At 71.9% G+C, this 24,107-nt stretch carries 23 protein-coding genes; 17 read left to right on the top strand and 6 right to left on the bottom strand.

Annotated elements, in window-relative coordinates; genetic code table 11:
• Positions 1-36 precede the first annotated feature (36 nt).
• Positions 37-789 carry a proteasome subunit alpha gene (prcA, locus tag ACFYX3_RS21420; protein WP_389015577.1) on the top strand — a complete coding sequence of 251 codons (753 nt, stop codon included), beginning with the start codon at positions 37-39 and terminating at the stop codon, positions 787-789.
• A 167-nt stretch (positions 790-956) separates the two neighbouring features.
• On the opposite strand, the gene ACFYX3_RS21415 is transcribed toward prcA, so the two are convergent.
• The gene (locus ACFYX3_RS21415; RefSeq protein WP_389015967.1) at positions 957-1,976 is read right to left on the bottom strand and encodes a LacI family DNA-binding transcriptional regulator; all 1,020 of its coding nucleotides are present in this window, start codon (positions 1,974-1,976) and stop codon (positions 957-959) included.
• Between the two features lie 134 nt (positions 1,977-2,110).
• Between ACFYX3_RS21415 and ACFYX3_RS21410 the strand changes: the two genes are divergently transcribed.
• The 13 genes from ACFYX3_RS21410 (at position 2,111) to ACFYX3_RS21350 (ending at position 15,820) form a co-directional block, all read left to right on the top strand.
• The gene (locus ACFYX3_RS21410; protein ID WP_389015574.1) at positions 2,111-3,391 is read left to right on the top strand and encodes an MFS transporter; all 1,281 of its coding nucleotides are present in this window, start codon (positions 2,111-2,113) and stop codon (positions 3,389-3,391) included.
• Positions 3,392-3,460: 69 nt separating this feature from the next.
• A complete protein-coding gene (gene pafA, locus ACFYX3_RS21405) occupies positions 3,461-4,822 on the top strand; it encodes a Pup--protein ligase (RefSeq protein WP_116161892.1) in 1,362 nt (453 codons plus the stop codon).
• Between the two features lie 117 nt (positions 4,823-4,939).
• The gene (locus ACFYX3_RS21400; RefSeq protein WP_352024547.1) at positions 4,940-5,875 is read left to right on the top strand and encodes an FKBP-type peptidyl-prolyl cis-trans isomerase; all 936 of its coding nucleotides are present in this window, start codon (positions 4,940-4,942) and stop codon (positions 5,873-5,875) included.
• Positions 5,876-5,933: 58 nt separating this feature from the next.
• Positions 5,934-6,311: an FKBP-type peptidyl-prolyl cis-trans isomerase gene (locus ACFYX3_RS21395; RefSeq protein ID WP_382660298.1), complete on the top strand. Its 378-nt coding sequence runs from the start codon at positions 5,934-5,936 to the stop codon at positions 6,309-6,311.
• Between the two features lie 128 nt (positions 6,312-6,439).
• Positions 6,440-7,396 (top strand): helix-turn-helix transcriptional regulator, encoded by a 957-nt coding sequence (locus tag ACFYX3_RS21390; protein WP_389015569.1) that lies wholly within the window; start codon positions 6,440-6,442, stop codon positions 7,394-7,396.
• A gap of 16 nt (positions 7,397-7,412) precedes the next feature.
• Positions 7,413-8,366: a helix-turn-helix transcriptional regulator gene (locus tag ACFYX3_RS21385; protein WP_376592107.1), complete on the top strand. Its 954-nt coding sequence runs from the start codon at positions 7,413-7,415 to the stop codon at positions 8,364-8,366.
• 77 nt (positions 8,367-8,443) lie between these two features.
• Complete coding sequence (locus ACFYX3_RS21380) at positions 8,444-8,707, top strand: hypothetical protein (protein ID WP_116161897.1); 264 nt, start codon at positions 8,444-8,446, stop codon at positions 8,705-8,707.
• A 35-nt stretch (positions 8,708-8,742) separates the two neighbouring features.
• The gene (locus ACFYX3_RS21375) at positions 8,743-8,940 is read left to right on the top strand and encodes a hypothetical protein (RefSeq protein WP_376592105.1); all 198 of its coding nucleotides are present in this window, start codon (positions 8,743-8,745) and stop codon (positions 8,938-8,940) included.
• Between the two features lie 185 nt (positions 8,941-9,125).
• A complete protein-coding gene (gene tatA / locus ACFYX3_RS21370; RefSeq protein WP_389015565.1) occupies positions 9,126-9,413 on the top strand; it encodes a Sec-independent protein translocase subunit TatA in 288 nt (95 codons plus the stop codon).
• Between the two features lie 105 nt (positions 9,414-9,518).
• Positions 9,519-10,418, top strand: coding sequence for a twin-arginine translocase subunit TatC (tatC, locus tag ACFYX3_RS21365; protein WP_389015964.1), 900 nt, complete (start codon positions 9,519-9,521; stop codon positions 10,416-10,418).
• A 162-nt stretch (positions 10,419-10,580) separates the two neighbouring features.
• A complete protein-coding gene (locus ACFYX3_RS21360) occupies positions 10,581-13,409 on the top strand; it encodes a DEAD/DEAH box helicase (RefSeq protein WP_389015562.1) in 2,829 nt (942 codons plus the stop codon).
• 165 nt (positions 13,410-13,574) lie between these two features.
• The gene (locus ACFYX3_RS21355) at positions 13,575-14,990 is read left to right on the top strand and encodes a cytochrome P450 (protein ID WP_376592101.1); all 1,416 of its coding nucleotides are present in this window, start codon (positions 13,575-13,577) and stop codon (positions 14,988-14,990) included.
• Positions 14,991-15,016: 26 nt separating this feature from the next.
• Positions 15,017-15,820, top strand: coding sequence for a class I SAM-dependent methyltransferase (locus tag ACFYX3_RS21350; RefSeq protein ID WP_389015557.1), 804 nt, complete (start codon positions 15,017-15,019; stop codon positions 15,818-15,820).
• 37 nt (positions 15,821-15,857) lie between these two features.
• Here the strand turns inward: ACFYX3_RS21350 and ACFYX3_RS21345 are convergent, their stop codons facing one another.
• The 3 genes from ACFYX3_RS21345 to ACFYX3_RS21335 all read right to left on the bottom strand — a co-directional run bounded on the left by ACFYX3_RS21345 (position 15,858) and on the right by ACFYX3_RS21335 (position 18,208).
• Entirely contained in the window at positions 15,858-16,790 is a 933-nt protein-coding gene (locus ACFYX3_RS21345) for an ADP-ribosylglycohydrolase family protein (protein WP_389015554.1), read from the bottom strand.
• A gap of 63 nt (positions 16,791-16,853) precedes the next feature.
• Entirely contained in the window at positions 16,854-17,303 is a 450-nt protein-coding gene (locus tag ACFYX3_RS21340) for an ABA4-like family protein (RefSeq protein ID WP_389015551.1), read from the bottom strand.
• Positions 17,300-18,208, bottom strand: coding sequence for a hypothetical protein (locus ACFYX3_RS21335; RefSeq protein ID WP_389015961.1), 909 nt, complete (start codon positions 18,206-18,208; stop codon positions 17,300-17,302). The genes ACFYX3_RS21340 and ACFYX3_RS21335 overlap by 4 nt, the downstream gene beginning before the upstream one ends.
• Before the next feature lie 206 nt (positions 18,209-18,414).
• On the opposite strand from ACFYX3_RS21335, the gene ACFYX3_RS21330 reads away from it, so the two are divergent.
• A complete protein-coding gene (locus ACFYX3_RS21330) occupies positions 18,415-19,065 on the top strand; it encodes a MerR family transcriptional regulator (RefSeq protein WP_389015548.1) in 651 nt (216 codons plus the stop codon).
• 41 nt (positions 19,066-19,106) lie between these two features.
• On the opposite strand, the gene ACFYX3_RS21325 is transcribed toward ACFYX3_RS21330, so the two are convergent.
• Both ACFYX3_RS21325 and ACFYX3_RS21320 read right to left on the bottom strand, forming a co-directional pair.
• Positions 19,107-19,943 (bottom strand): siderophore-interacting protein, encoded by an 837-nt coding sequence (locus ACFYX3_RS21325; protein ID WP_389015545.1) that lies wholly within the window; start codon positions 19,941-19,943, stop codon positions 19,107-19,109.
• A 91-nt stretch (positions 19,944-20,034) separates the two neighbouring features.
• Complete coding sequence (locus ACFYX3_RS21320) at positions 20,035-20,967, bottom strand: 5'-3' exonuclease H3TH domain-containing protein (protein ID WP_389015542.1); 933 nt, start codon at positions 20,965-20,967, stop codon at positions 20,035-20,037.
• A 259-nt stretch (positions 20,968-21,226) separates the two neighbouring features.
• Here ACFYX3_RS21320 and ACFYX3_RS21315 point away from each other — a divergent pair, with 259 nt between their 5' ends.
• Together ACFYX3_RS21315 and ACFYX3_RS21310 are read left to right on the top strand one after the other, a co-directional pair.
• Positions 21,227-22,267, top strand: coding sequence for a glycine betaine/L-proline ABC transporter ATP-binding protein (locus tag ACFYX3_RS21315; protein ID WP_389015539.1), 1,041 nt, complete (start codon positions 21,227-21,229; stop codon positions 22,265-22,267).
• Positions 22,260-24,074 (top strand): ABC transporter permease/substrate binding protein, encoded by a 1,815-nt coding sequence (locus tag ACFYX3_RS21310; RefSeq protein WP_389015536.1) that lies wholly within the window; start codon positions 22,260-22,262, stop codon positions 24,072-24,074. Before ACFYX3_RS21315 ends, ACFYX3_RS21310 begins: the two co-directional genes overlap by 8 nt.
• Positions 24,075-24,107 lie beyond the last annotated feature (33 nt).

The following is a 24,107-nucleotide window of genomic DNA, read 5'->3' as shown; positions in this document are numbered from 1 at the left end:
GAAGCCCTTCAGACCGGAAGAAAGGGACGGTAGCCGGTGTCCACGCCGTTCTATGTCTCACCCCAGCAGGCCATGGCCGACCGGGCCGAGTACGCCCGCAAGGGCATCGCCCGCGGCCGCAGCCTGGTCGTCCTCCAGTACACCGACGGCATCGTCTTCGTCGGTGAGAACCCGTCCCGTGCCCTGCACAAGTTCAGCGAGATCTACGACCGGATCGGCTTCGCTGCCGCCGGCAAGTACAACGAGTACGAGAACCTCCGCATCGGCGGTGTGCGCTACGCCGACCTGCGGGGCTACACCTACGACCGGGACGACGTCACCGCGCGCGGTCTGGCCAACGTCTACGCCCAGACCCTGGGCACGATCTTCTCCAGCGCGGGGGAGAAGCCGTACGAGGTGGAGCTCGTCGTCGCCGAGGTCGGCTCGGATCCGGAGGGCGACCAGATCTACCGGCTGCCGCACGACGGCTCGATCGTGGACGAGCACGGCTCGGTCGCGGTCGGCGGGAACGCGGAGCAGATCGGCTCCTTCCTGGACCAGCGGCACCGGGACGGCATGTCCCTCGCCGAGGCCCTGAAGCTGGCCGTGCAGGCGCTGTCGCGGGACACCAACGGCACCGAGCGGGAGATCCCCGCGGAGCGCCTGGAGGTGGCGGTCCTGGACCGTACGCGTCCGCAGCAGCGCAAGTTCAAGCGGATCGTCGGCCGTCAGCTGTCGCGCCTCCTGGAGGCGGACAACGCGGCGGCGGCGAAGACGGACGAGCCCTCGGACGAGGCTCCCGAGGAGTAGTCGTCGGTACCCGAAGGGGTCCCGGTCCGCACGCGAGCGGACCGGGACCCCTTCGGCGTACCAGGGCTCGCGAGGTGCGTGCCGCGCGGGGCCTTCGCCGCGTGCCGCGTGGCGCCTTCGGTGCGGGCCGGTCGCGCAGCCCGTGGGTGCCGTTCCGCGTGCGCCCGTCAGACGGCCGGTGCGGGGCCCGTGGAGCCGCGGGGGACGAGGTCCACGGGCAGTGTGACCGGCGGGGCCGGTTCGCCCGCGAGGACGGCGAGGAGCGCCTCCATGCCCCGTCTGCCGAACTCCTCGGCGGGCAGCCGGACCGTGGTGAGCTCGGGTTCGACCGCCGTGGCCAGGGCCATGTCGTCGAAGCCCGTGACCGAGAGGTCCTCCGGGACGCGCAGCCCGAGGCGGTGCGCGGCCTTGCCGACGCCGACGGCGAGGATGTCGTCGTCGCAGATCACCGCGGTGGGGCGCGGGCCGGGGGCGGCGAGGGCCAGGTGGGCGGCCTCCCGCGCGTCGGCGACGTTCAGCGGCGCGCGCACGGTGCGGAGCTCCGTCCCCCGCAGGGCGTCGGCGAGGGCGGCGGCCCGTACGTCGAAGGTCCAGGACGGGACGGCGGACGCCAGGTGCAGGAAGCGGCGGTGGCCCAGGTCGAGCAGGTGCCGGGTGACCCGTCGCATGCCGTCGGCGACGTCGAGGTTCACGTGGGCGGCGGCGCCGGGGTCGGCCGGGTCGCTGTCGAGCATGACGAGGGGCAGGTCGGTGCCCCGGAAGGCCTTGAGGGCGTCGGCGGCCATGGAGGAGGCGATCACGCCGTCCAGGGCGGCCTGGGCCGAGGCGAAGGGGTCGCGGGCGGGCCCGACGCCGTCGGGCGAGGGGTAGAGCACGACGCCGAAGCCGTGGCGTGCCGCGACGGCGGCGGCGCCGGTGTAGACGTGCGCGAAGAACTCGTTGGTGAGCGCGGGGACGACGAGCAGCGCCGTACGGGTGCGGCCGAGGCGCAGGTTGCGGGCGGCGAGGTTGGGCCGGTAGCCGAGCTCGTCGGCGGCGTGGCGGACCGACTCGGCGGTGCGATCGGAGACCCGGCCGCGCCACTTCCCGCCGAGGACGAGGGAGACGGTGGCCTGGGAGACGCCCGCGGCCCGGGCCACGTCCCTGCTGGTCGGGCGGGCGCCGCCGAGGGGTTCGTGGGACTGCACGGGGAGCCTCCGCATGGGACGGTGGTCGGGGGTCGTGGGTGCGGGCTGGACCCGGTTCACGCCGACATGGTACGTATGACCCCGGACGTTATACGTAAAACCTCGGCACTGTCCCGAGGCGAGGGGAGAACGACATGGCCACCGAGGCCCCCGCGCACGGCGGCTATCTCGACATACTCCGGGCGCCCCACGCGGCCCGGCTCCTCGCCGGGACCCTCGTCGGGCGCCTGCCCAACGGCACCGGGCCCATCGCCATGACCCTGTTCGTCCGCGACCAGGGCGGCAGTTACACCCTGGCCGGCGGGCTGATCGCGGCCTACGGCGTCGCCAACGCCGTCGGGCAGCCGCTCCTCGGCCGCGCCGTCGACCTCAAGGGCCAGCCCCGCGTCCAGCTGCCCGCGGCCGTGCTCTCCGCCCTCGGCATGGCCCTGTTCGCCCTCGCCGGCATCGGGAACCTGGCCCTCGCCTACGCCGCCGTCGTGGTCGCCGGGCTCTTCACCCCGCCCCTGGAGGGCGGTCTGCGCGCCCTGTGGCCGAGCGTCCTGGGCCGTGAGGACCGGGTCCACCGGGCGTACGCGCTCGACGCCGTCGCGCAGGAGGTCATGTTCACGGTCGGCCCGCTCCTGGTGACGCTCCTGGTCGCCCTGTGGTCGCCCGCCGCCGCCCTCCTCGTCATCAACGCCCTGGGGATCCTCGGCGCCCTCGCCGTCGTCCTCTCCGAGCCCTCCCGCACCTGGCGCTCCGCCGCCCGTGAGGCCCACTGGCTGGGGGCCCTGCGCTCGCCCGGGCTGCTCGCCCTCCTCGGCTCGTTCTTCTTCGTCGGCCTCGCCCTCGGCTCCATCACGGTCGCCGCCGTGGCCTACGCCGACGACCGGGGCACCCCGTCCGTGTACGGCTGGCTGATGGCCGCCCTGGGCCTCGGCGCCCTGGTCGGCGGCGTCGTCTACGGCGGCCGGCGGTGGACCGGCGCGCCCGAGCGGCGGCTGCGGGCCCTCGTGGCCCTCCTCGCGCTCTGCTACCTGCCGCTGATGCTGACCCCCGGCCCCGTCGCCATGACCGGCCTCGCGGCGCTCGCCGGGGTCTTCCTGGCCCCCGTCCTCGCCTGCGCCTTCATCGTGGTCGACCGGCACGCCCCGCGCGGCACGGTCACCGAGGCCTTCTCGTGGCTCGTCACCACGTTCGGCGTCGGCGCGGCCCTCGGCTCCGCCGTCGCGGGACCCGCGGTCGAACTGGCCGGAACGGTGGCCGGGTTCGCCGTGGCCGGCGCGGGCGGCCTCGTCGCGCTGCTCGTCCTGCTGGCCACCGGCCGTGTCCTGGCCGCTACCGACACGCCCGGCGGTCCCGGAGACGCCGCGCGACACGCCGACGGAGAGGCGGTCCCCAGCGCCGTACACGCCGAAAAGAACACGCACTGATCGGAAAATGATCGAAACGGGAACGTCCAACCCGGTTTCAGCGCACGCCGTCAGGCGTAATGTTCAGACATGGACCGCCGCATTTTCGGGCTGGAGAACGAGTACGGCGTCACGTGCACGTTCAGGGGACAGCGCCGACTGTCTCCTGACGAAGTGGCGCGCTACCTCTTCCGCCGTGTCGTGTCATGGGGCCGCAGCAGCAATGTCTTCCTGCGGAACGGCGCCCGCCTGTACCTGGACGTGGGTTCGCATCCGGAATACGCCACACCGGAATGCGACAACGTGACCGAACTGGTCACCCACGACAAGGCCGGCGAGCGCATTCTCGAAGGCCTGCTCGTCGACGCCGAACGCCGCCTGCACGAGGAGGGAATCGCGGGCGACGTCTACCTCTTCAAGAACAACACCGACTCGGCCGGAAACTCCTACGGCTGCCACGAGAACTATCTCGTCGCCCGTCACGGCGAGTTCTCCCGGCTCGCGGACATCCTCATTCCGTTCCTCGTGACGCGGCAGCTCATCTGCGGCGCGGGAAAGGTCCTCCAGACCCCGCGTGGCGCGGTCTACTGCGTCTCCCAGCGTGCCGAGCACATCTGGGAGGGCGTCAGCTCCGCCACCACCCGCTCGCGGCCCATCATCAACACCAGGGACGAGCCGCACGCCGACGCCGAGCGCTACCGCCGACTGCACGTCATCGTCGGCGACTCCAACATGTCCGAGACGACCATGCTGCTCAAGGTCGGCGCCACCGACCTCGTGCTCCGCATGATCGAGGCGGGCACGGTGATGCGCGACCTGACCCTGGAGAACCCGATCCGGGCCATCCGCGAGGTCAGCCACGACATCACCGGCCAGCGCAAGGTCCGCCTCGCCAGCGGCCGCGAGGCCTCCGCCCTGGAGGTCCAGCGCGAGTACTACGAGAAGGCCGTGGACTTCGTCGACCGCAGGGGCATCCGCTCCGGCACGGTCGCCCAGGTCCTGGAGCTGTGGGGCCGTACGCTCGACGCGATCGAGAGCGAGCAGCTCGACCGGATCGAGACCGAGATCGACTGGGTCATGAAGCACCGGCTCATCGAGCGCTACCGGGCCAAGCACAACATGACCATGTCGAACCCGAGGGTCGCGCAGATAGACCTCGCCTACCACGACATCCACCGCCGCCGTGGGCTGTACTACCTGCTGCAGAAGAACGGGCAGGCGGCGCGGATCTGCAACGACCTGAAGATCTTCGAGGGCAAGTCGGTGCCCCCGCAGACCACTCGGGCCCGGCTGCGCGGCGACTTCATCCGCCGCGCGCAGGAGCAGCGGCGGGACTTCACCGTCGACTGGGTCCACCTCAAGCTCAACGACCAGGCGCAGCGCACGGTGTTGTGCAAGGACCCGTTCCGCTCCGTCGACGACCGGGTGGAAAAGCTGATCGCCGGAATGTAGGCAGGTCATATCGGTCCCCCGAGCCCCGCACGTTCGACGTGCGGGGCTCTCGACGTGACAGGAGGAACGCCTAGAGTGTCGGCACAACTACTGTGCCGTCTGAGATCTGAGGAACACGTGCGCCGACTTGCCGGCCTTCTCGTCGTCCCGCTGCTGCTGCTCTCCACAGCGGCCTGCGGCAGCGACGGGGGCTCCGATTCCGCCTCGATGAAGAACGGACTGCCCGCCATCACGGCAGGGGAGAAGTTCGGGGAGAAGCCGACCCTCGCCAAGGGCGAGGGCGACCCGCCCAAGGAACTGAAGGTCAACGTCATCAGCGAGGGCACGGGCGCGGTGACGAAGAAGGGCGACGCCCTCCAGGTGAACTACCTGGGGCAGGCCTGGGACTCCACCACCCCCTTCGACAACAGCTTCGACCGCGGCCAGCCCTTCGACCTCACGCTGGGCGCCGGTCAGGTCATCAAGGGCTGGGACCAGGCCCTGGAGGGCCAGAAGGTCGGCAGCCGCATCGAGGTCGGCATCCCGCCGGAGCTCGGTTACGGCGCGCAGGGCCAGGGCGACATCAAGCCCAACGCCACCCTCGTCTTCGTCGTGGACATCCTGAAGGCCGTGACGATCCCGAAGTCCGCCACGGGCACCCCGGTCGCCCAGGACGACAAGGACCTGCCGAAGGTCGGGACGAACACCGACGGCAAGGCCCCCTCGCTGACGGTCCCGAAGACCGACCCGCCGACCAAGCTCGTCTCGAACTACGTGCTCGAGGCGAACGGCGAGGCCGTCAAGGCCACCGACACGGTCGTCGTGAACTACGTCGCCGCCCTGTGGAAGGACGGCAAGGTCTTCGACTCGACCTACACCACGGGCAAGCCCGCGAACTTCCCGCTCCCGCAGCTGACGCTGAAGGGCCTCAAGAACGGTCTCGTCGGCAAGAAGATCGGCAGCCGCGTCCTGATCGTCGCCCCGCCGTCGGAGGCCTTCGGCAACGAGGAGAAGCAGGGCATCCCGAAGAACTCCACGCTGGTCTTCGCCGTCGACATCCTGGCGAAGATGTAAGACTGTCCCGTTCGCGCGACTCGTCGTCGCGCAGTTCATCGGTTTGAGGAGCAGTTCAGTGAGCATCGAGAAGCCCGAGATCGACTTCCCGGGTGGCGAGCCGCCGAAGGACCTGGAGATCAAGGACCTCTGGGAGGGCGACGGCGAGGTCGCCAAGGCCGGCCAGTTCGTGCAGGTCCACTACGTGGGCGTGGCCTTCTCCACCGGCGAGGAGTTCGACGCCTCCTGGAACCGCGGCAGCGCGCTCGGGTTCAAGCTCGGCGTCGGCCAGGTCATCGAGGGCTGGGACAAGGGCGTGCAGGGCATGAAGGTCGGCGGCCGCCGCCAGCTGATCATCCCCGCGCACATGGCGTACGGCGACCGTGGCGCCGGCAGCGCGATCGCCCCGGGCGAGACGCTGATCTTCGTCTGCGACCTCGTGGCCGTGCAGGGCTGACCTGATCGAGGTCCCTCCGAGGGCCCCCGCCGTTCGCGGCGGGGGCCCTCGGCTTTGGTCCCGACACCCCGGTGGCGGTACGGTCGGACGTCCGAGAAGTGGAACCGGCGGAAGGGTGCGGGGCGTCGATGGCGATTGCCAAGTCCGAGCGGCTGATGAATCTCGCGCTGTGCCTGCTCGGGACGCGCCGCCCGCTGAGCAAGCGGGAGCTCCGCGGCTCCATCGAGGCCTACATGGAGGCGAGCGGGGACGACGCCTTCAACCGCATGTTCGAGCGTGACAAGGACGACCTCCGCGAGCTCGGCCTGGTCATCGAGACCGTCGAGAACCTGGAGGGCGAGACCGGATACCTCGCCCGCCGCGACTCCAACCGGCTGCCGCCGATCACCCTCGACGCCGAGGAGGCCGCCGCGCTCGGCCTCGCCGCCAAGGTCTGGCAGCAGGCCCGCCTCGCCGGAGCCGCCAGCGGCGCGCTCCAGAAGCTCCGCGCCGCCGGCATGCCCGAGGCCGAGGACTCGTACGACACCCAGCCCAGCGCCCTCGAACCGCGCATCCCGGTCCACGAGGCCGCCTTCGAGCCTCTCATGCTGGCCTGCCGCGACCGCCGGCCCGTCGTCTTCGACTACCGCAAGGCCAACGCCGCGCGCCCCGAGACCCGCCACGTCGAGCCCTGGACCCTGGAGTGCTGGCGCGGCCACTGGTACCTGGCCGGCTGGGACCGCGACCGCGGTGCCGAGCGCGTCTTCCGGCTCTCCCGCATCACCGGAAAGGTCCGCTCGCGGGCCGGCGCCTTCACCGCGCCCGTCCCCGACGTCGTGACCGTCCGCGAGACCGTCGAGAGCTGGGCCGGCGAGACCGCCACCCGCTCCGCCCGGATCCGGCTCCGCGCCGGCTGCGGCTACCCGCTGCGGGCCCGCGCCCAGGCCGTGACCGAGGGCCGCGACGGCTGGGACGAGCTGGAGATCCCGTACGGGCACGGGCTCGACGCCTGGCTCGTCGAGTTCGGCCCCGACGTCGTCGTACTGGAACCGGCCGATCTGCGGGCCGATGTGGTGGAGCGGCTGCGCGCCGTGGCCAAGGGCTGAGGGGGAGACGTACCGCATGGCTGCCAACGCGATCGACCAGACGAGGCGGATGCTCTCCCTCGTCACCTATCTCCGCGAGCGCCCCGGCGCCCACGTCGCCGACGTGGCGCGCGCCTTCGGGATCACCGAGGACGAGCTGATCTCCGACCTGGACGTGCTGCCCATGTGCGGCACCAGCTTCCGGGGCGGCGACCTCCTCGACATCGACACCGACGGCGACCGGATCTGGTGGCACAACCCCGACGACGTCGCCGAGCCGCTGCGGCTCGCCGCCGACGAGGCCACCGCGCTGCTCGTCGCCGCCCGGGCCGTCGCCACCCTGCCGGGACTCCGCGAGAGCGACCGGGACGCCCTCCTGCGCGCCACCGCCAAGCTGGAGGCGGCGGCCGGCGAGGCCGCCGGGGCCAGCGCCCGGCTCTCCGTGACCTTCGAGTCCGAGGGCGGGGTCTTCGCCGAGGTCGACCGGGCCATCTCGGAGCGCAAGCGGCTCTGGGTGCGCTACTACTCGCCCGCGCGCGACGAGCTCACCGAGCGCGAGGTCGACCCGATCCGGCTCTTCGCCGTCGGCCACACCTACATGGAGGCGTGGTGCCGGCTCTCCGAGGCGCGCCGCACCTTCCGGCTCGACCGGGTCGTGGAGATCCGGATCCTCGACGAGCACGCGGCGCCGCCGGAGCTGGAGCTGCGGGACCTCTCCGAGGGCTTGGTGCAGCCGTCCGCCGACGACCCGGAGGTCGTGGTCGAGGTGGGGCCCGGTGGGCGCTGGGTCGCCGAGTACTACCCGCACGACCGGGCCGAGGAGCTGCAGGACGGCGGACTGCGGATCACGCTGCGGACGCCGGACCCGGCCTCGCTGCGCCGCCTCGCACTGCGCCTGGGCAGCGACGGGCGGATCGTCGCGCCGGCGGAGCTGGCCGACAGCGCGCGGACGGCCGCCGCGGCGGCGCTCGCGGCGTACGAAGGCGTGTGACGTCGGCGCGTACGCACGCGTGTGACGTTCCCCGCCCGGCGGACGCTGTTACTGACGTGATGCCAGAGTCGAGAGAGATGAGGGAGATGTCCGTGATGCACGGTTTCGCGGCGACCATGGCCCCGGTCCTCTTCAAGGCCGCCTGCCCCGACTGCCGCTCGCGCTTCGAACTCTCCGCGAGCGCCCTGCGCCTCGCCATCGGCGCGAGCCGCCGCACCACCTTCTACTCCTTCACCTGTCCCGAGTGCGGCAGCTCCGTCCGCAAGCCCGCGGGCGAGCGCATCGTCGAACTCCTCACCGGCGGCGGCGTCCGCACCCTCCGCCTGCACACCACCGTCTGAACGACCCCCACCTGCCCGAGGTCTAGGCTCAGCACATGTTCTGGCCCATGCTCGCCGTCGCACTCGGTTTCCTCGGCATCGCCGTCCTCGGCGTCCTCGCCGTCAAGGTGTTCCTGGAGGTCCAGCGCCTCGGCCGTCAAGTGGCCCACACCACACAACGGATCCAGTCGGCCGCCGAAGAGCTAGAGACCGCCGCCGTCGGCCTCGCCCGAACCGGCGAGACGCTCCGCTGAGTCCGTGCCGTACGCTGCACGAAGCGGCTTCGGTCGGCTGCGGTGCGACGCAATCCGGAGTACGCAGGGGCATTGCCCCGCGTTTACTCCTGCGGGTTACGATCGCTGGCAGCGCGGTGGCCGGACGCATGTCCGACCCGCCGGGCACGTACTCCCTGTCGCCTCGGTGAAGAAGGTAAACAGCTATGGGTAGGCTCGGCCCCACCGAGATCATTCTCATCCTCGTCGTCGTCATCCTGCTGTTCGGCGCCAAGAAGCTCCCGGACATGGCGCGCTCGCTGGGCAAGTCGGCCCGCATCCTCAAGAGCGAGGCCAAGGCGATGAAGGCGGACGACCAGCAGAGCGCCCCCGCCGACCCGCCGCACGCCGGTACCGGCGCGCAGGAGCCCGCCCCGCGCACCATCCAGGCCGCTCCCGGCGACGTGACCAGCGCGCGTCCCGTGACCGAGCCCTCGGACACCACCAAGCGCTGACCCGGTCCGCCGCGGCCGCCGCACCGTGCGGCGGCCGGCCGCACGAGATGAGGACGTGGGTTGCCCAAGTCTGCCCGCAAGCAGGTCAAGGATCCCGAGGGCCGGATGCCCCTCGTGGAGCACCTGCGTGAACTCCGCAACCGACTGGCGAAGGGTCTCCTCGCCATCACAGCGGTGACGATCGTGGCCCTCGTGTACAGCGAGGAGCTCATGCAGTTCCTGACGAGGTCGGTGCCCACCTGCGCACCGGGCGTCAACAGCAACGGCGGCAACTGCGCGATCGTCTCCTTCAACACGCTGATGGCCCCCTTCAGCACGACGATCCAGCTGTCCCTGACGGCGGGTCTCGTCGTCGCCAGCCCCGTCTGGCTCTACCAGCTGTGGGCCTTCGTCGCGCCGGGCCTGCACAAGAACGAGAAGAAGTACACGTACGCGTTCGTCGGCGCGGCCGTGCCGCTGTTCGCCGCCGGCGCCTACCTGGCGTACCTCATCCTCCCCGTCAGCGTGAAGGTCCTCATCAGCCTCACGCCCGAGGGCTCGGCGAACATCCTGTCGCTCGGCGACGTCCTCGACTTCACCCTGCGCATGGTGCTCGTCTTCGGCCTCGCCTTCGAGCTCCCGCTCGTCCTGGTGATGCTCAACCTCACCGGCGTCCTCTCCGGCCGCAGGATGGCGCGCTGGTGGCGCGGCGTGATCATGGGCGTCTTCGTCTTCGGCGCCGTGATCACCCCGACCACCGACCCCGTCGGCATGCTCGCCCTCGCCGGACCCATCTCCATCCTGTACTTCGGGGCCGTCGGGTTCTCCCTCCTCAACGACCGGCGGCGCAAGCGCGCCAACCCGGACGCCGAGCTGGACGACGACGAGGCCTCCTCGCTCGACCTGACCCCCGAGGCCGTCGGGGCCGTCGAGCCCGTGAGCGCGGCCGGTGCCCTGCCCGAGCAGGCCACCGGCGAGCACGGTGCGAGCGCGCAGCGGCTCAACGGCTACGACGACATCACGTGATCGCGTAGACGGCATCATCCGATCGCCGAGGGGCCCCGGACCCGGTCCGGGGCCCCTCGGCGCATCCCGGGGCCCCTCGGCACGTCCCGGAACCGAGCCCTCCGTATCCCCTCGATAAAGATCGCGTCACTGTCACAGGTGGCGGGTAGGCTCGACAGCAAGATGACAGAGGACCTCACACCAGCCGAGGCGTACGCGGCCGCCCGCGCCCGCAACGCCGAGCAGCGCACCGCACTGGCACCCTTCCGCGAGCTGTACGACTTCGGCCTGGACCCCTTCCAGATCGAGGCGTGCCAGGCGCTCGAAGCGGGAAAGGGCGTGCTCGTCGCCGCGCCCACGGGCTCCGGCAAGACCATCGTCGGCGAGTTCGCCGTCCACCTCGCCCTCGCCCAGGGCCGCAAGTGCTTCTACACGACCCCCATCAAGGCGCTGTCGAACCAGAAGTACGCCGACCTCGTCAAGCGGTACGGCGCCGACAAGGTCGGTCTGCTCACCGGTGACAACAGCGTCAACGGCGACGCCCCGATCGTCGTCATGACCACCGAAGTCCTCCGCAACATGCTGTACGCGGGCTCCCAGGCCCTCTCCGGCCTCGGATACGTCGTGATGGACGAGGTCCACTACCTCTCGGACCGCTTCCGCGGCGCCGTCTGGGAGGAAGTGATCATCCACCTCCCCGAGTCCGTCACCCTCGTGTCGCTCTCCGCGACCGTGTCCAACGCCGAGGAGTTCGGCGACTGGCTGGACACCGTCCGAGGCGACACCGAGGTCATCGTCTCGGAGAGCCGCCCCGTACCCCTCTGGCAGCACGTCCTCGCCGGACGCCGGATGTACGACCTCTTCGAGGAGGAGACCGACCACGGCGGCCGCGGAGCGTCCCGGCGCGAGGTCAACCCCGACCTCCTCCGTCTCGCCCGCACCGAGAACACGCGCACGTACAACCCGCGCGACCGGCGGCGCGGCAAGATGGTCCGCGAGGCCGACCGCGAGCGCGAGCGCCGCCAGCGCTCCCGGATCTGGACCCCCGGCCGGCCCGAGGTCATCGAGCGCCTCGACGCCGAGGGCCTCCTGCCCGCCATCACCTTCATCTTCAGCCGCGCCGGCTGCGAGGCCGCCGTCCAGCAGTGCCTCTACGCCGGACTCCGGCTCAACGACGACGACGCACGCCTGCGCGTCCGCGAGATCGTCGAGGCCCGCACGGCCGCGATCCCCACCGAGGACCTCCACGTCCTCGGCTACTACGAGTGGCTCGAAGCCCTGGAGCGGGGCATCGCCGCCCACCACGCCGGCATGCTCCCGACCTTCAAGGAGGTCGTCGAGGAGCTCTTCGTCCGCGGCCTCGTCAAGGCCGTCTTCGCCACCGAGACCCTCGCCCTCGGCATCAACATGCCCGCGCGCACGGTCATCCTCGAGAAGCTCGTCAAGTGGAACGGCGAGCAGCACGCGGACATCACCCCCGGCGAGTACACCCAGCTCACCGGCCGTGCCGGCCGCCGCGGCATCGACGTCGAGGGCCACGCCGTCGTCCTCTGGCAGCGCGGACTCGACCCCGCCCACCTCGCCGGACTCGCCGGCACGCGCACGTACCCCCTGCGCTCCAGCTTCAAGCCCTCGTACAACATGGCGGTCAACCTCGTCGACCAGTTCGGCCGGCACCGCTCGCGCGAGCTCCTGGAGACGTCCTTCGCCCAGTTCCAGGCCGACCGCTCCGTCGTGGGCATCTCGCGCCAGGTCCAGCGGAACGAGGAGGGACTCCAGGGCTACCGCGAGGGCATGACCTGCCACCTCGGGGACTTCGAGGAGTACGCGCGGCTCCGCCGCGACCTCAAGGACCGCGAGACCGAGCTGGCCCGGCAGGGCGCCGCCCAGCGCCGCGCCCAGGCCGCCAGCTCCCTGGAGAAGCTCAAGCCCGGCGACGTCATCCACGTCCCCACCGGCAAGTTCGCGGGCCTCGCCCTGGTCCTAGACCCCGGCATCCCGGCCGGCCGCACCAACGGCCACCGCGGCTTCGAGCACCACGACGGACCGCGCCCCCTCGTCCTCACCGCCGAGCGGCAGGTCAAGAGGCTCGCCTCCATCGACTTCCCGGTCCCGGTCGAGGCGCTGGAGCGCATGAGGATCCCCAAGTCCTTCAACCCGCGCTCCCCGCAGTCCCGCCGTGACCTCGCCTCCGCCCTGCGGAGCAAGGCCGGGCACATCAACCCCGAGCGCCACCGGCGGCAGCGCGCCGCCGCCGCCGACGACCGCGAGATCGCCCGGCTGCGCACCGAGATCCGCGCGCACCCCTGCCACGGCTGCGACGAGCGCGAGGACCACGCCCGCTGGGCCGAGCGCTACCACCGCCTCCAGCGCGACACCCAGCAGCTGGAGCGGCGCATCGAGGGCCGCACCAACACCATCGCCCGCACCTTCGACCGGATCGTCGCGCTCCTCACCGAGCTCGACTACCTGCGCGGTGACGAGGTCACCGACAACGGCAAGCGGCTCGCCCGGCTCTACGGCGAGCTCGACCTGCTGGCGAGCGAATGCCTCCGGGATCGCGTCTGGGAGGGGCTCACCCCGGCCGAACTCGCGGCCTGCGTCTCGGCGTTGGTGTTCGAGGCGCGGCAGGCCGACGACGCCGTCGCGCCCAAGCTGCCCACGGGCAACGCCAAGGCGGCGCTCGGCGAGATGGTCCGGATCTGGGGCCGGCTCGACGCCCTCGAAGAGGAGTTCAAGATCAACCAGGCGGAGGGCGTCGGTCAGCGCGAGCCCGACCTCGGCTTCGCCTGGGCCGCCTACCAGTGGGCCTCCGACAAGAGCCTCGACGAGGTGCTCCGCGAGGCGGAGATGCCCGCGGGCGACTTCGTCCGCTGGTGCAAGCAGGTGATCGACGTCCTCGGACAGATCGCCGCGGCGGCGCCCAAGGAGAACAGCACGGTCTCCAAGAACGCCCGCAAGGCCGTGGACGCGCTGCTGCGCGGAGTCGTCGCCTACAGCTCCGTGGGCTGACGGACCGGCGGTCTTCGAAGGGCCCGTGGCGCGCGCGCCACGGGCCCTTGGCATGCCGCCGACAGAGGTTGTCCACAGGTGCTCGTCCACAGGGGTGGCATGTGCGGGGCCGTTCCGCTTGCATGGACTCGCAAGCAGGGAAGGTCAGTTGGGGAGGGGACGTACATGGCCACGCAAGCAGGTCATTCGCATGCCGGGACACGGGGCGAGGGGCGGTCGACGGGAGAGGAGGCCTCGACGGAAGCTCCGGTTGTCGTCGAGGGGCCGCGGGGGGTGCCCTTCCTCGGGAACCTGCCCGCCTTCGGGAAGAACCCCCTCGCGTTCTTCGAGGAGCTGCGGGGGCGGGGTGACTTCGTCCGCTGGCGCTTCGGCGCCAAGCCCTCGCTCTTCATCGCGGACCCCGAAGCCGTCGGCGAGCTCCTCACCGAGGTCGAGCGCACCTTCGACCAGCCCGACCTGGGCATCGCCTTCCGTACGCTCCTGGGCAACGGCGTCATCGTCTCCAAGGGCGCGGACTGGCGGCGCAAGCGGTCCCTCGTGCAGCCCTCCGTCCGCCCGAAGCAGGTCCGTTCCTACGCGGCGACGATGGCCGAGTGCGCAGTCGCTCTCGCCGACCGGTGGAGCGACGGGCAGCGGGTCGACGTCAAGAAGGAGATGGCCGCCCTCACCCAACTCGTCGCCGTCCGCACCATCTTCGGCGTCGACACGGCGGCGGACGCCGAGGCCATCGGGCAGGCCATGGACATCGCGCAGAAGGAGATCGGGGCCGAGTTCAGCGGCATCGGAGCGGTCCTGCCCGACTGGGTACCCACCCCCGGCCGCGCCCGGATCAAGCGCGCCACCGCCGTCATCGACGCGGAGGTCGCCCGCGTCGTGTCCCAGCACCGGGACGGCGAGACCGAACGCCCCGACCTGCTCAGCCGCCTGCTCGCCGCCAGGGACGAGACCGGCGCGGCGCTCTCCGACCAGGAGATACGGGACGAGACCGTCACCCTCTACATCGGCGGCCACGAGACGACGAGCTCCACCCTCGTCTGGGCCTGGTACCTGCTCTCCCGCAACCCCCGGGTCCGCGAGGCGCTCACGGACGAGCTCGACCGGGTCCTCGCCGACCACGAACCCGGCTACGACGACTACGCCTCCCTGACGTACACCCAGGCGGTCATCAAGGAGACCCTCCGGCTGTACCCCACGATCTGGCTGCTCACCGGCCTGGCGAAGGAGGGCGCCACCCTGCGCGGCATGCCCGTGCCCGCCGGCACCCGCGTCTGGTCCAGCCAGTGGGCGACCCACCGCGACCCCCGGTGGTACGGCGATGCCGAGGCCTTCCGCCCCGAGCGGTGGATCGACCAGGACGGCGAACCGGCCCAGGAGATACCCGAGTACGCCTGGTTCCCCTTCGGCGGCGGCCCCCGGGTCTGCCTCGGCACCCGCTTCGCCCTCGTCGAGGCGGTCCTCGTCCTCGCGGTCCTGGCCCGCCGCTACCACCTGGACCTCACGGCGGACGAGATCCTCCCGGTCCCCAGCCTCACCCTCCAGCCGGACCGCGACGTCCTCGCCACGGTCCACGCGCGGAAGTGAGACGTGGCTGGCGTTATCGTCGCGGAATGGCTCGAGATCACGAGAAGTTCGACACCGCGATGGCCACCTGGCAGGAATGGCAGGACGCCCCCTGGGGCCGCCTCCGCTACACGCTCGCCGAGGCGAACCTGATGCGTCACCTCGACGGGGGGCCCGGGGGCGGGCCGCTGCGGATCCTCGACCTCGCGGGCGGCGACGGCGGTGACGCGATGAGGCTCGCCGCGCGGGGGCACCACGTCACCGTCGCCGACCTCGCGCCGGCCATGCTGGCCGCGGCCGAGGCGCGGGCCGCGGAGAGGGGGCTGACGGAGCGGGTGACCTGTGTCCGGGCCGATGTGCACGCACTGCCGGCGGAGATCACCGGGGGCGGCTTCGACGTGGTGCTGTGCCACAACCTGCTGCAGTACGTGGACGACGTGCCCGACACCCTGGCGACGGCGCTGGCCCCGCTGAAGGAAGGGGGGCTGTTCTCCGTGATGGCGATCAACCGGCACTCGGCGCCCCTGAACATCGCCGTCCGGGAGCTGGACCCTGCCGCCGCCCTGGCGGCCCTGGACGGCGACCGGCTCCGGAACGAGATGTTCGACTCCGACCTGGCCCTCCACACGGCGGAGGAGATCATCCCGGTCCTGGAGAACCTCGACTGCCAGGACGTTCGCCACTACGGCATCCGGAGCTTCTGCGACTACCTCACCGACGACGCCCGCAAGTACGACCCGGCGTACTACGCGGACCTGGAACGCCTGGAACTCGCCACGACCGCGCGTGCTCCCTATATGCACACGGCGCGGCTCTTCCAGCTCACGGCACGGAAGGGGGCGGCCGTCTGACGGGTGCCCACCTGGCGGGTCGTCGGCCCGATAGTCGTCAGCGTCCAGCCGTGGCGAGGGCTCCGGCCAGGTGTCGGAGGTCCTCGGCGGTGAGGACGCGGTCGGTGGAGCCGGGGAGGGGGACGTGGAGGAGGGGCGTCCAGCGGGTGGGGATGGCGCCGGGACCGTACACCGCGCCCGCGAGGGTGCCCGTCACGGCCGCCACCGTGTCGGTGTCGCCGCCCAGGTCGACGGCGGCGGCGAGAGCCTCCTCGAAGGAGTCGGTGGTCCTCAGTGCCCAGACCGCAGAGCCGAGGCAGGGCCAGACCGCCCCGTTGAACTCGGTGGCGTCGGACGGCTGCCAGTCGGGGGCGAGGGCGGTCGCCCAGCGCTCGCGGTGTGCGGGGGCCACTTCGGCCAGCGTGGCGGGCACGGCGGCGAGCGGGTCCTCGCCGAGGAGGGCGACCCGGACCAGTTCGTGGAGGATCGCCGTGCCCTCCCAGGCGGCGCCGTCGCCATGCGTCAGGGCGGCGATGCGCCGGGCGGCCTCCATCGTGCCGGCCCGCCCCCGCGTCGCGAAGTAGACGGCTGAGGTCGAGGCCCGCATGAGCGAACCGTTCCCGGCGGCGCGCCCGTTGACCTCGAAGTGGCGCGCGGCCGCGACGTCCCAGGGGGCGCCGCCCAGCAGGACCTGCTCGGTCTGCAGACCGATGTCCTTGGGGTCGGCCGCCGCCCAGCGGCGGAAGCGGGCGAAGACGTCCGGCAGGTCGAGGCCGCCCCGTTCGAGGAGGGACTCCCCGACGAGGACCGCCATCTGCGTGTCGTCCGTCGCCTCGCCCGGATCCCAGCCCCCGCCCCCGCACAACTCCCCGACACCGTCGGGGAATCGCTCCCGGAAGACACCGGGCAGCCCGAACTCGAAGGGAGCTCCCAGCGCGTCGCCGACGGCGGAACCCAGTACGGCGCCCACGGCGCGGTCGATGTCCGGCATCCGGTCAGGGTAGACCGAGCGGCCGCCTCGTCCCGCGGTGGCCGGTGGTCCGCCCCCAGGGCGTCACGCCCGTACGAGCGACGGTTGTCGCTGCCTCCTGGACGTCCGGATCGCGCGGACGGCCAGGAACAGGGGCAGCCCGACCGGCGAGAGGAGGATGGTCAGGAGGAGCACCGGGGCCATCAGGAGCGGGGAGATCGAGAGCCGGCGGGACTCGCGGTACATCCACTGGCCGAGGAGGAGGTCCCAGGCGATGACCTGGGCCCAGAGGGCGCCCGCGCCGTTCGCGAGGGCGGTGAGGTCGCGGAAGGCGTCGATGTCCGGGCTGCTGACCGCCGCCCACAGTTCGGGCAGGACCGGGGCGGCGAACACCGCCCACAGGGCCAGGATCGGCAGGACGGTCAGCGGTGAGGCCGCGAGCCGTTCCGTGACCCGCCGGCGCGGCGCGAAGATCATCAGCAGCCAGACCGGCGCCGCGAGGAAGAACGTCAGCTCGAAGAGGAAGCCGGTCATGCCGTCACCTTCTCGGTGAGGGAGGGGGAGGCGGTGGTCTTGGGGGTGCGGAGGGACAGCGCCGCTGCCGCCCCGCCCACGAGCACGATCGCGGCCGCGCCCGCCAGCGTCGCGCCGTCCGGTGCGAGCAGCGCCTGACCGCGCAGGGCCTGCCGGGTCAGCAGGACGAAGGTCGCCGCGTACGCCGCCGAGGCCGTGAGCGTGAGGCGCAGTCGTACCCGCTCGTCGGCCAGACGGACCAGGCCGGGGAAGCGGGTGGCGAGGGCGGTCAGGGCGATCAGCAGCAGCGGGAGCAGCTGGAGCGCGTGCATGCCGAAGAAGTGCGGGATCCGCAGGTCGCCGCCATTGCTCGCCCAGCCGGTGACCGGCATCGACGGGCCGCCGTCCGGGACGCCGACGCTGTGGGCGCCGACGATCGTCGGGTTGTCGGTGGCCAACTGCTCCGGCGTCGGGCGGACCATCAGGAAGCCGACGGCCGCGCCCGCCAGGGCGATCAGGGAGGACAGCCGGACCGCCCAGGCCGTCGCCCGGTCGAGGATCCGGGCGCGGAGCAGGAGCACCGCGATGACCAGGGCGCACAGCCAGAGCACGGCGACGGTGCCGCCCATGATCTGGAAGACGGCGGTGTCGAAGGGGGTGGCCTGGTTGAAGTGGCTCCGGGTGCCGCGGACCACCTGGAGGGTGATCAGCACCATCTCGACGACGCTGGCGACGGTGAGCACCGTCCCGGCCCACCAGCCGGCCCGCCGGCCGCGGGGGAGCAGCGAGAGCATCCAGGCCAGCGAGAGCCCGTAGGCGACGAACGAGACCGAGAACTTGAACGGCTTGGTCCAGATGGGGACGCCGACCAGGATCCGGTCGTCGACGACGATGCCGACGGCGGAGACGACGGCGAGGACGGCCATCGAGACGGAGAACCAGACCAGGGGGCGGTGAAGCCGCGCCGGTGGCGTGACCGAGGTGTGCGGGCGTGACGAAGGCGGTGGCGAAGACATACGGATCCCCCCGTGATGTATGGATAGTGGTACTCGCCGCTATCTGATAGCGCCACTATCTATGATGGAGTTGTCGGTCGGCAAGGCCGGAGGGGAATCTGGAAGGTGAACGCACTGTGCGCATCGGAGAGTTGAGCCGCAGGACCGGGGTGTCGGTGCCGACGATCAAGTTCTACGTACGGGAAGGGCTGCTGCCCGCCGGTGAGCTGACGAGCCCGAACCAGGCTTCGTACGGAGAGACGCATGTGCGGCGGCTCCGCCTGATCCGGGCGCTCCTCGACGTGGGCGGCCTGTCGGTGGCGGCGATCCGGGGCGTGGTGGTCGCGGTCGACGATCCCGAGGAGTCGGTGCACAACGTGCTGGGCGCGGCGACCAAGCCCTTGGTGCCGCGCTACGACCGCGAGCCTGGGGACGGCGTCGAGGAGGCGCGGAAGACGGTCGCCGGGCTGATCGCGGCGCGCGGCTGGCACGCCGACCCGGCCGGACCGGCGGCGGAGGCCCTCGCGGTGGCCCTCGTGGCGCTCGCCGATCTCGGGCACGGCCGGTTCGTCGAGGTCCTGGACGCGTACGCGGACGCGGCGGAGAAGGTCGCGCGGGCCGACCTGGAGTACGTGGCGCAGCACGTGGCGCGGGAGGAGTTCGTCGAGAGCGCGGTCGTCGGCACGGTCCTCGGCGACGCGATGTTCTCCTCGCTGCGCCGCCTGGCCCACATGGACGCCTCGAACCAGGTCTTCGGCCCGAAGGGAGAGGGCGGGGGAGCGGAGTGACGAAGGGGCCCGGGGCTTTCGCCGCCCCGGGCCCCTTCGTCTCAGTTCTCCTGCTCGCGCTCCACCTGGTCGTTCCACTCGCGCTTCATCGCGCGCCAGCCCTCGTCCGTCTTGCCCAGGCGCCAGTAGCCCGAGATCGACATGCGCTCTCGCGGTACGCCGCGGTCGAGCCGCAGGTGCCGGCGCAGCTCCTTGACGAAGCCCGCCTCGCCGTGGACGAAGGCGTGCACGTCACCCGCCGGGAAGTCCAGGGCCGTGACCGCCTCGACCAGCGCCTCGCCCGCCGGGCGGTCGCCCCGGTGCAGCCAGGTGACCTCTATGCCCGTCGCCGTGGCGAGCTTCTGCTCCTCGGCCGCGTCCGCGATCTCGATCAGGGCGTGCGCCCGCGCGCCCTCGGGCAGCTGCTCCAAGGCCGCCGCGATCGCCGGCAGCGCGCTCTCGTCACCCGCGAGCAGATGCCAGTCCGCCGCCGCGTCCGGCGCGTATCCGCCGCCGGGACCGAGGAAGCGCACGGTCTCGCCCGCCTGGGCGCGCGCCGCCCACGGCCCCGCCAGGCCCTCGTCGCCGTGGACCACGAAGTCGATGGTCAGCTCGCGGTGGACCGGGTCCCAGGCCCGCACCGTGTACGTCCGCGTCGTCGGCCACTGCTCCCGGGGGAACTCCGCCCGGATCCGCTCCATGTCGAACGGCTCCGGGTAGGAGACGCCCTCCGGGGCGAAGAGCAGCTTCACGTAGTGGTCGGTGTACGTGTCCGCCGCGAAACCGTCGAGTCCGGGGCCGCCCAGCACGACCCGCACCATGTGTGGGGTGATCCGCTCGGTGTGCACCACACGCGCTTCGGTGGCCTTCGGTGCCTTGCGGGCCGGCTGCTCTGCCACGACGGGCTCTCCTGACTCTGCGTACTTAGGTATGCCTAAGCTAGCATCCCGTGGCAAGTGGGGCCCAGAGCCGCCGGTGAGATCCGCGTGCTCAGCGCTCCAGAACCGGCAGGAGGCGGCCCACGGCGCCGCCCAGACCCCAGCGCTTCACCAGCGCCTCCAGGGCCGCCGGATCGCGGGGAGCGGTCGGCAGCGCCGGGTCGAACTCCGGGAGCGGTGCGTCGGCGGCGACCCGCACCACCGTCGGCGCCACGTCCAGGTACGCGGCCGCCTCCACGATCCCGCGCCGCTTCGCCGGCGTCAGCTTCGACGTCCGGTCCTCCGCCGCCGCCCGGACGCCCGCCAGGTCCCCGTACTCCGTGATCAGCTGCGCGGACGTCTTCTCGCCGATGCCCTTCACCCCGGGCAGCCCGTCGCTGGCGTCCCCGCGCAGTGCCGCGAAGTCGGCGTACTGGTCGGGCCGCACCCCGTACTTCGTCCGGATCAGCTCCGCGTCCACCAGGTCGCAGTCGCCGACGCCCTTGCGCGGGTAGAGCACGCGGACGCCCCGGGCGTCGTCCACCAGCTGGAACAGGTCGCGGTCGCCGGTGACGATGTCCACCGGTCCGCCGGCGCGCGCCGTCAGCGTCCCGATCACGTCGTCCGCCTCGAACCCGGCCGACCCGACCCGCGCGATGCCGAGCGCCGCCAGGACCTCCTCGATCACCGGCACCTGCGGGGACAGGGTGTCGGGGATCTCCTCCTCGTCGGGGCCCGTCTCCGTCTCCACGGCCACCCGGTGCGCCTTGTACGAGGGGATCAGGTCGACCCGCCACTGCGGCCGCCAGTCCTCGTCCCAGCAGGCCACCAGATCGTCGGGGCGGTGGTCCTGGACGAGCCGGGTGATGAAGTCGAGCAGCCCGCGCACGGCGTTCACCGGGGTGCCGTCCGGCGCCCGGACGGAGTCCGGCACGCCGAAGTACGCGCGGAAGTAGAGGCTGGCGGTGTCGAGGAGCATCAGGCGTCGCGTCACACCCCCGATCATGCCGCACCCCACCGACAGCGCCCTCCGAGCGACAGGCCGTCGCGCACCCCCCGCCTCGGACCCGCCCGGGTGACCCCCGTCACCTTTGCGTTTGCAGCCTGTGAAGCCGGGCAGGCGCGAGCCCGGAGCGGAACCCGGTACGGAATTCAACGAAAAGGAATCCCGTACGCGACGGGCCCGCGGGCCGACCCCGCCCGCTCCACGGCCCAGCCGCGCGGGGGTGGTGGGGCCGTTCTTCGTTCCTACCCGTGAGGTGTATGTGTCCAGGCTCCAGGCCGACCATCTGTACAAGGTGTTCGGCAGACGACCCGACGAAGCCGTCCGCAGGCTCGCCGACGGCGCCGACCGCGAGGAGCTGCGCGCCGAAGGGACGACCGCCGCCGTCGTCGACGCCTGCTTCAGCGTCGAGCCCGGCCAGATCTTCGTCGTGATGGGTCTGTCCGGCTCCGGGAAGTCCACCCTCCTCCGCATGCTCAACGGCCTGCTCGAACCCACCGCGGGGCGCGTCCTCTACGACGGCGACGATCTCACCGCGCTCTCCCCCCGCGAGCTGCGCGAGGTCCGCTCCACCAAGATCAGCATGGTCTTCCAGCACTTCGCGCTCTTCCCGCACCGAAACGTCCTGGAGAACGCCGCCTACGGCCTGGAGGTCCAGGGCGTGCCCCGCGCCGAGCGCGAGACCCGCGCCGCCGAGGCCCTCGAACTCTGCGGTCTCGCCGGCTGGGAGAAGTCCTGGCCCGACGAGCTCTCCGGTGGCATGCAGCAGCGCGTCGGCCTCGCCCGCGCCCTCGCCACCGACGCCGACCTGCTCCTGATGGACGAGTCCTTCAGCGCGCTCGACCCGCTGATCCGCCGCGACATGCAGGACCAGCTCCTCGTGCTCCAGCAGCGCCTGAAGAAGACCATCGTCTTCATCACCCACGACCTCAACGAGGCCATGCGCCTCGGCGACCGGATCGCCGTCATGCGCGACGGCAGGATCGTCCAGCTCGGCACCGCCGAGGACATCCTCGTCCGCCCCGCCGACGACTACGTCGCCTCCTTCATCCAGGACGTCGACCGCTCCCGGGTGCTCACCGCCGCCGCCGTCATGACCGCGCCCACCGGGCCCGTCGCCCCGGACGCCCCGGCCGTCGGCCCCGACACCCTCCTCGCCGACCTCTGCGCCCTCGCCGCCGAGGGCCCGCACCCGGTGGTCGTCCGGGACTCCGGCGGCTCCGCCCTCGGAGTCGTACAGAAGGAAAAGCTTCTCGCCGTGCTGGGCGGACTGGCGTCCCAGGAGGTGACCGCCCATGCCTAGGCTCCCCCTCGGCCAGTGGGTCGACAGCTCCGTCGACTGGCTCCAGGCCCAGTTCTCCTGGCTCTTCGACGCCATCAGCACCGGCGTCACCGGCCTCTACGACGGCATCGACGCCGTCCTGTCCGCACCCCAGCCGCTGCTCTTCGCCGGCATCCTCGCCGTCGTCGCCTGGTGGCTGCGCGGACTCGCCGCCGGTGTCCTGGCCTTCGCGGGCTTCGTGCTCGTCGACTCGGTCCAGCTGTGGGACGAGGCCATGGCGACGCTCTCCCTCGTCCTCGTCTCCACCCTCGTCACCCTGGCGATCGCCGTCCCGCTCGGCATCTGGGCGGCCCGCTCGAAGACCGTCAGCGCCGTCCTGCGGCCCGTCCTCGACTTCATGCAGACCATGCCGGCGATGGTCTACCTCATCCCCGGCATCATCTTCTTCGGCGTCGGCGTGGTCCCCGGCATCATCGCCACCATCGTCTTCGCGCTGCCCCCGGGCGTGCGCATGACCGAGCTGGGCATCCGTCAGGTCGACGGCGAACTCGTCGAGGCCGCCGAGGCGTTCGGCACCACCCCGCGCGACACGCTGCTGCGCGTGCAGCTGCCGCTCGCCCTGCCGACCATCATGGCCGGCGTCAACCAGGTCATCATGCTCGGCCTCTCCATGGTCGTCATCGCCGGCATGGTCGGCGGCGGCGGGCTCGGCGGCGCCGTCTACCGCGCCATCGGCAACGTCGACATCGGCCTCGGCTTCGAGGCCGGCGTCTCCATCGTCGTCCTCGCCATGTACCTGGACCGGATGACCGGCGCGCTCGGCCGTCAGGTCTCCCCGCTGGGGCGCCGCGCCGCCGCCAAGGCCCGCGCCGCGCTCGGCGCGAAGCGGGTCGGCGCGAAGCTGTGGGCCCACCGCCCGCAGCCCGTCACCGCCCTCGTCGGCGTCGTCGTCCTCGCCCTCGCCGCCGGCGGCATGGGCTTCCTCGGCGGCTCCGGCGGCGCGACCTCCACCACCGCCTCCGGTGCGAACGGCGGCCACGGCAAGAAGGTCGGCATCGGCTACATCCCCTGGGACGAGGGCATCGCCTCCACGTACCTCTGGAAGGAGCTCCTGGAGCGCCGCGGCTACGAGGTCGAGACCAAGCAGCTGGAGGCCGGCGCCCTCTACACCGGTCTCGCGGGCGGGCAGCTCGACTTCCAGACCGACGCCTGGCTCCCCGTCACCCACGCCCAGTACTGGAAGAAGTACCAGAACAAGCTGGAGGACCTCGGCTCCTGGTACGGCCCCACCTCGCTGGAGCTCTCCGTCCCCTCGTACGTGAAGGGCGTCGACTCCCTCGCCGACCTCAAGGGGAAGGCGGGGCAGTTCAAGGGCCGCATCGTCGGCATCGAGCCCAGCGCCGGAATGATGGGCATCCTCAAGGACAAGGTCCTCAAGGAGTACGGCCTGGAGGGCGAGTACAAGGTCGTCGACGGCTCCACGCCCGGCATGCTGGCCGAGCTGAAGCGGGCGTACGACCGCAAGGAACCCGTCGTCGTCACGCTCTGGTCCCCGCACTGGGCCTACTCCGCCCACGACCTGAAGAAGCTCAAGGACCCCAAGGGCTCCTGGGGCAAGGGCGACGGCGTCCACACCCTCGCCCGCAAGGGATTCGCCGCGGAGAACCCCGAGGTCGGCACCTGGCTGAAGAACTTCTCGCTGACCGAGAAGCAGCTCACGGACCTCGAGGCCGTCATCCAGGAGACCGGCAAGGGCAAGGAGCAGCAGGCCGTCCGCACCTGGCTCGACCGGAACCCGGGCCTCGCGGAGAAGCTCACCCCGCAGTGACCCGCCTCTTCCTCACTGGCTGAAAAAGGGTGG

It is taken from the genome of Streptomyces sp. NPDC002463, from assembly GCF_042889835.1.
GTDB classification, from domain to species: domain Bacteria; phylum Actinomycetota; class Actinomycetes; order Streptomycetales; family Streptomycetaceae; genus Streptomyces; species Streptomyces nymphaeiformis.
Note: the sequence above shows the minus strand (reverse complement) of the source record. Positions and strands in the feature narration are given on the sequence as shown.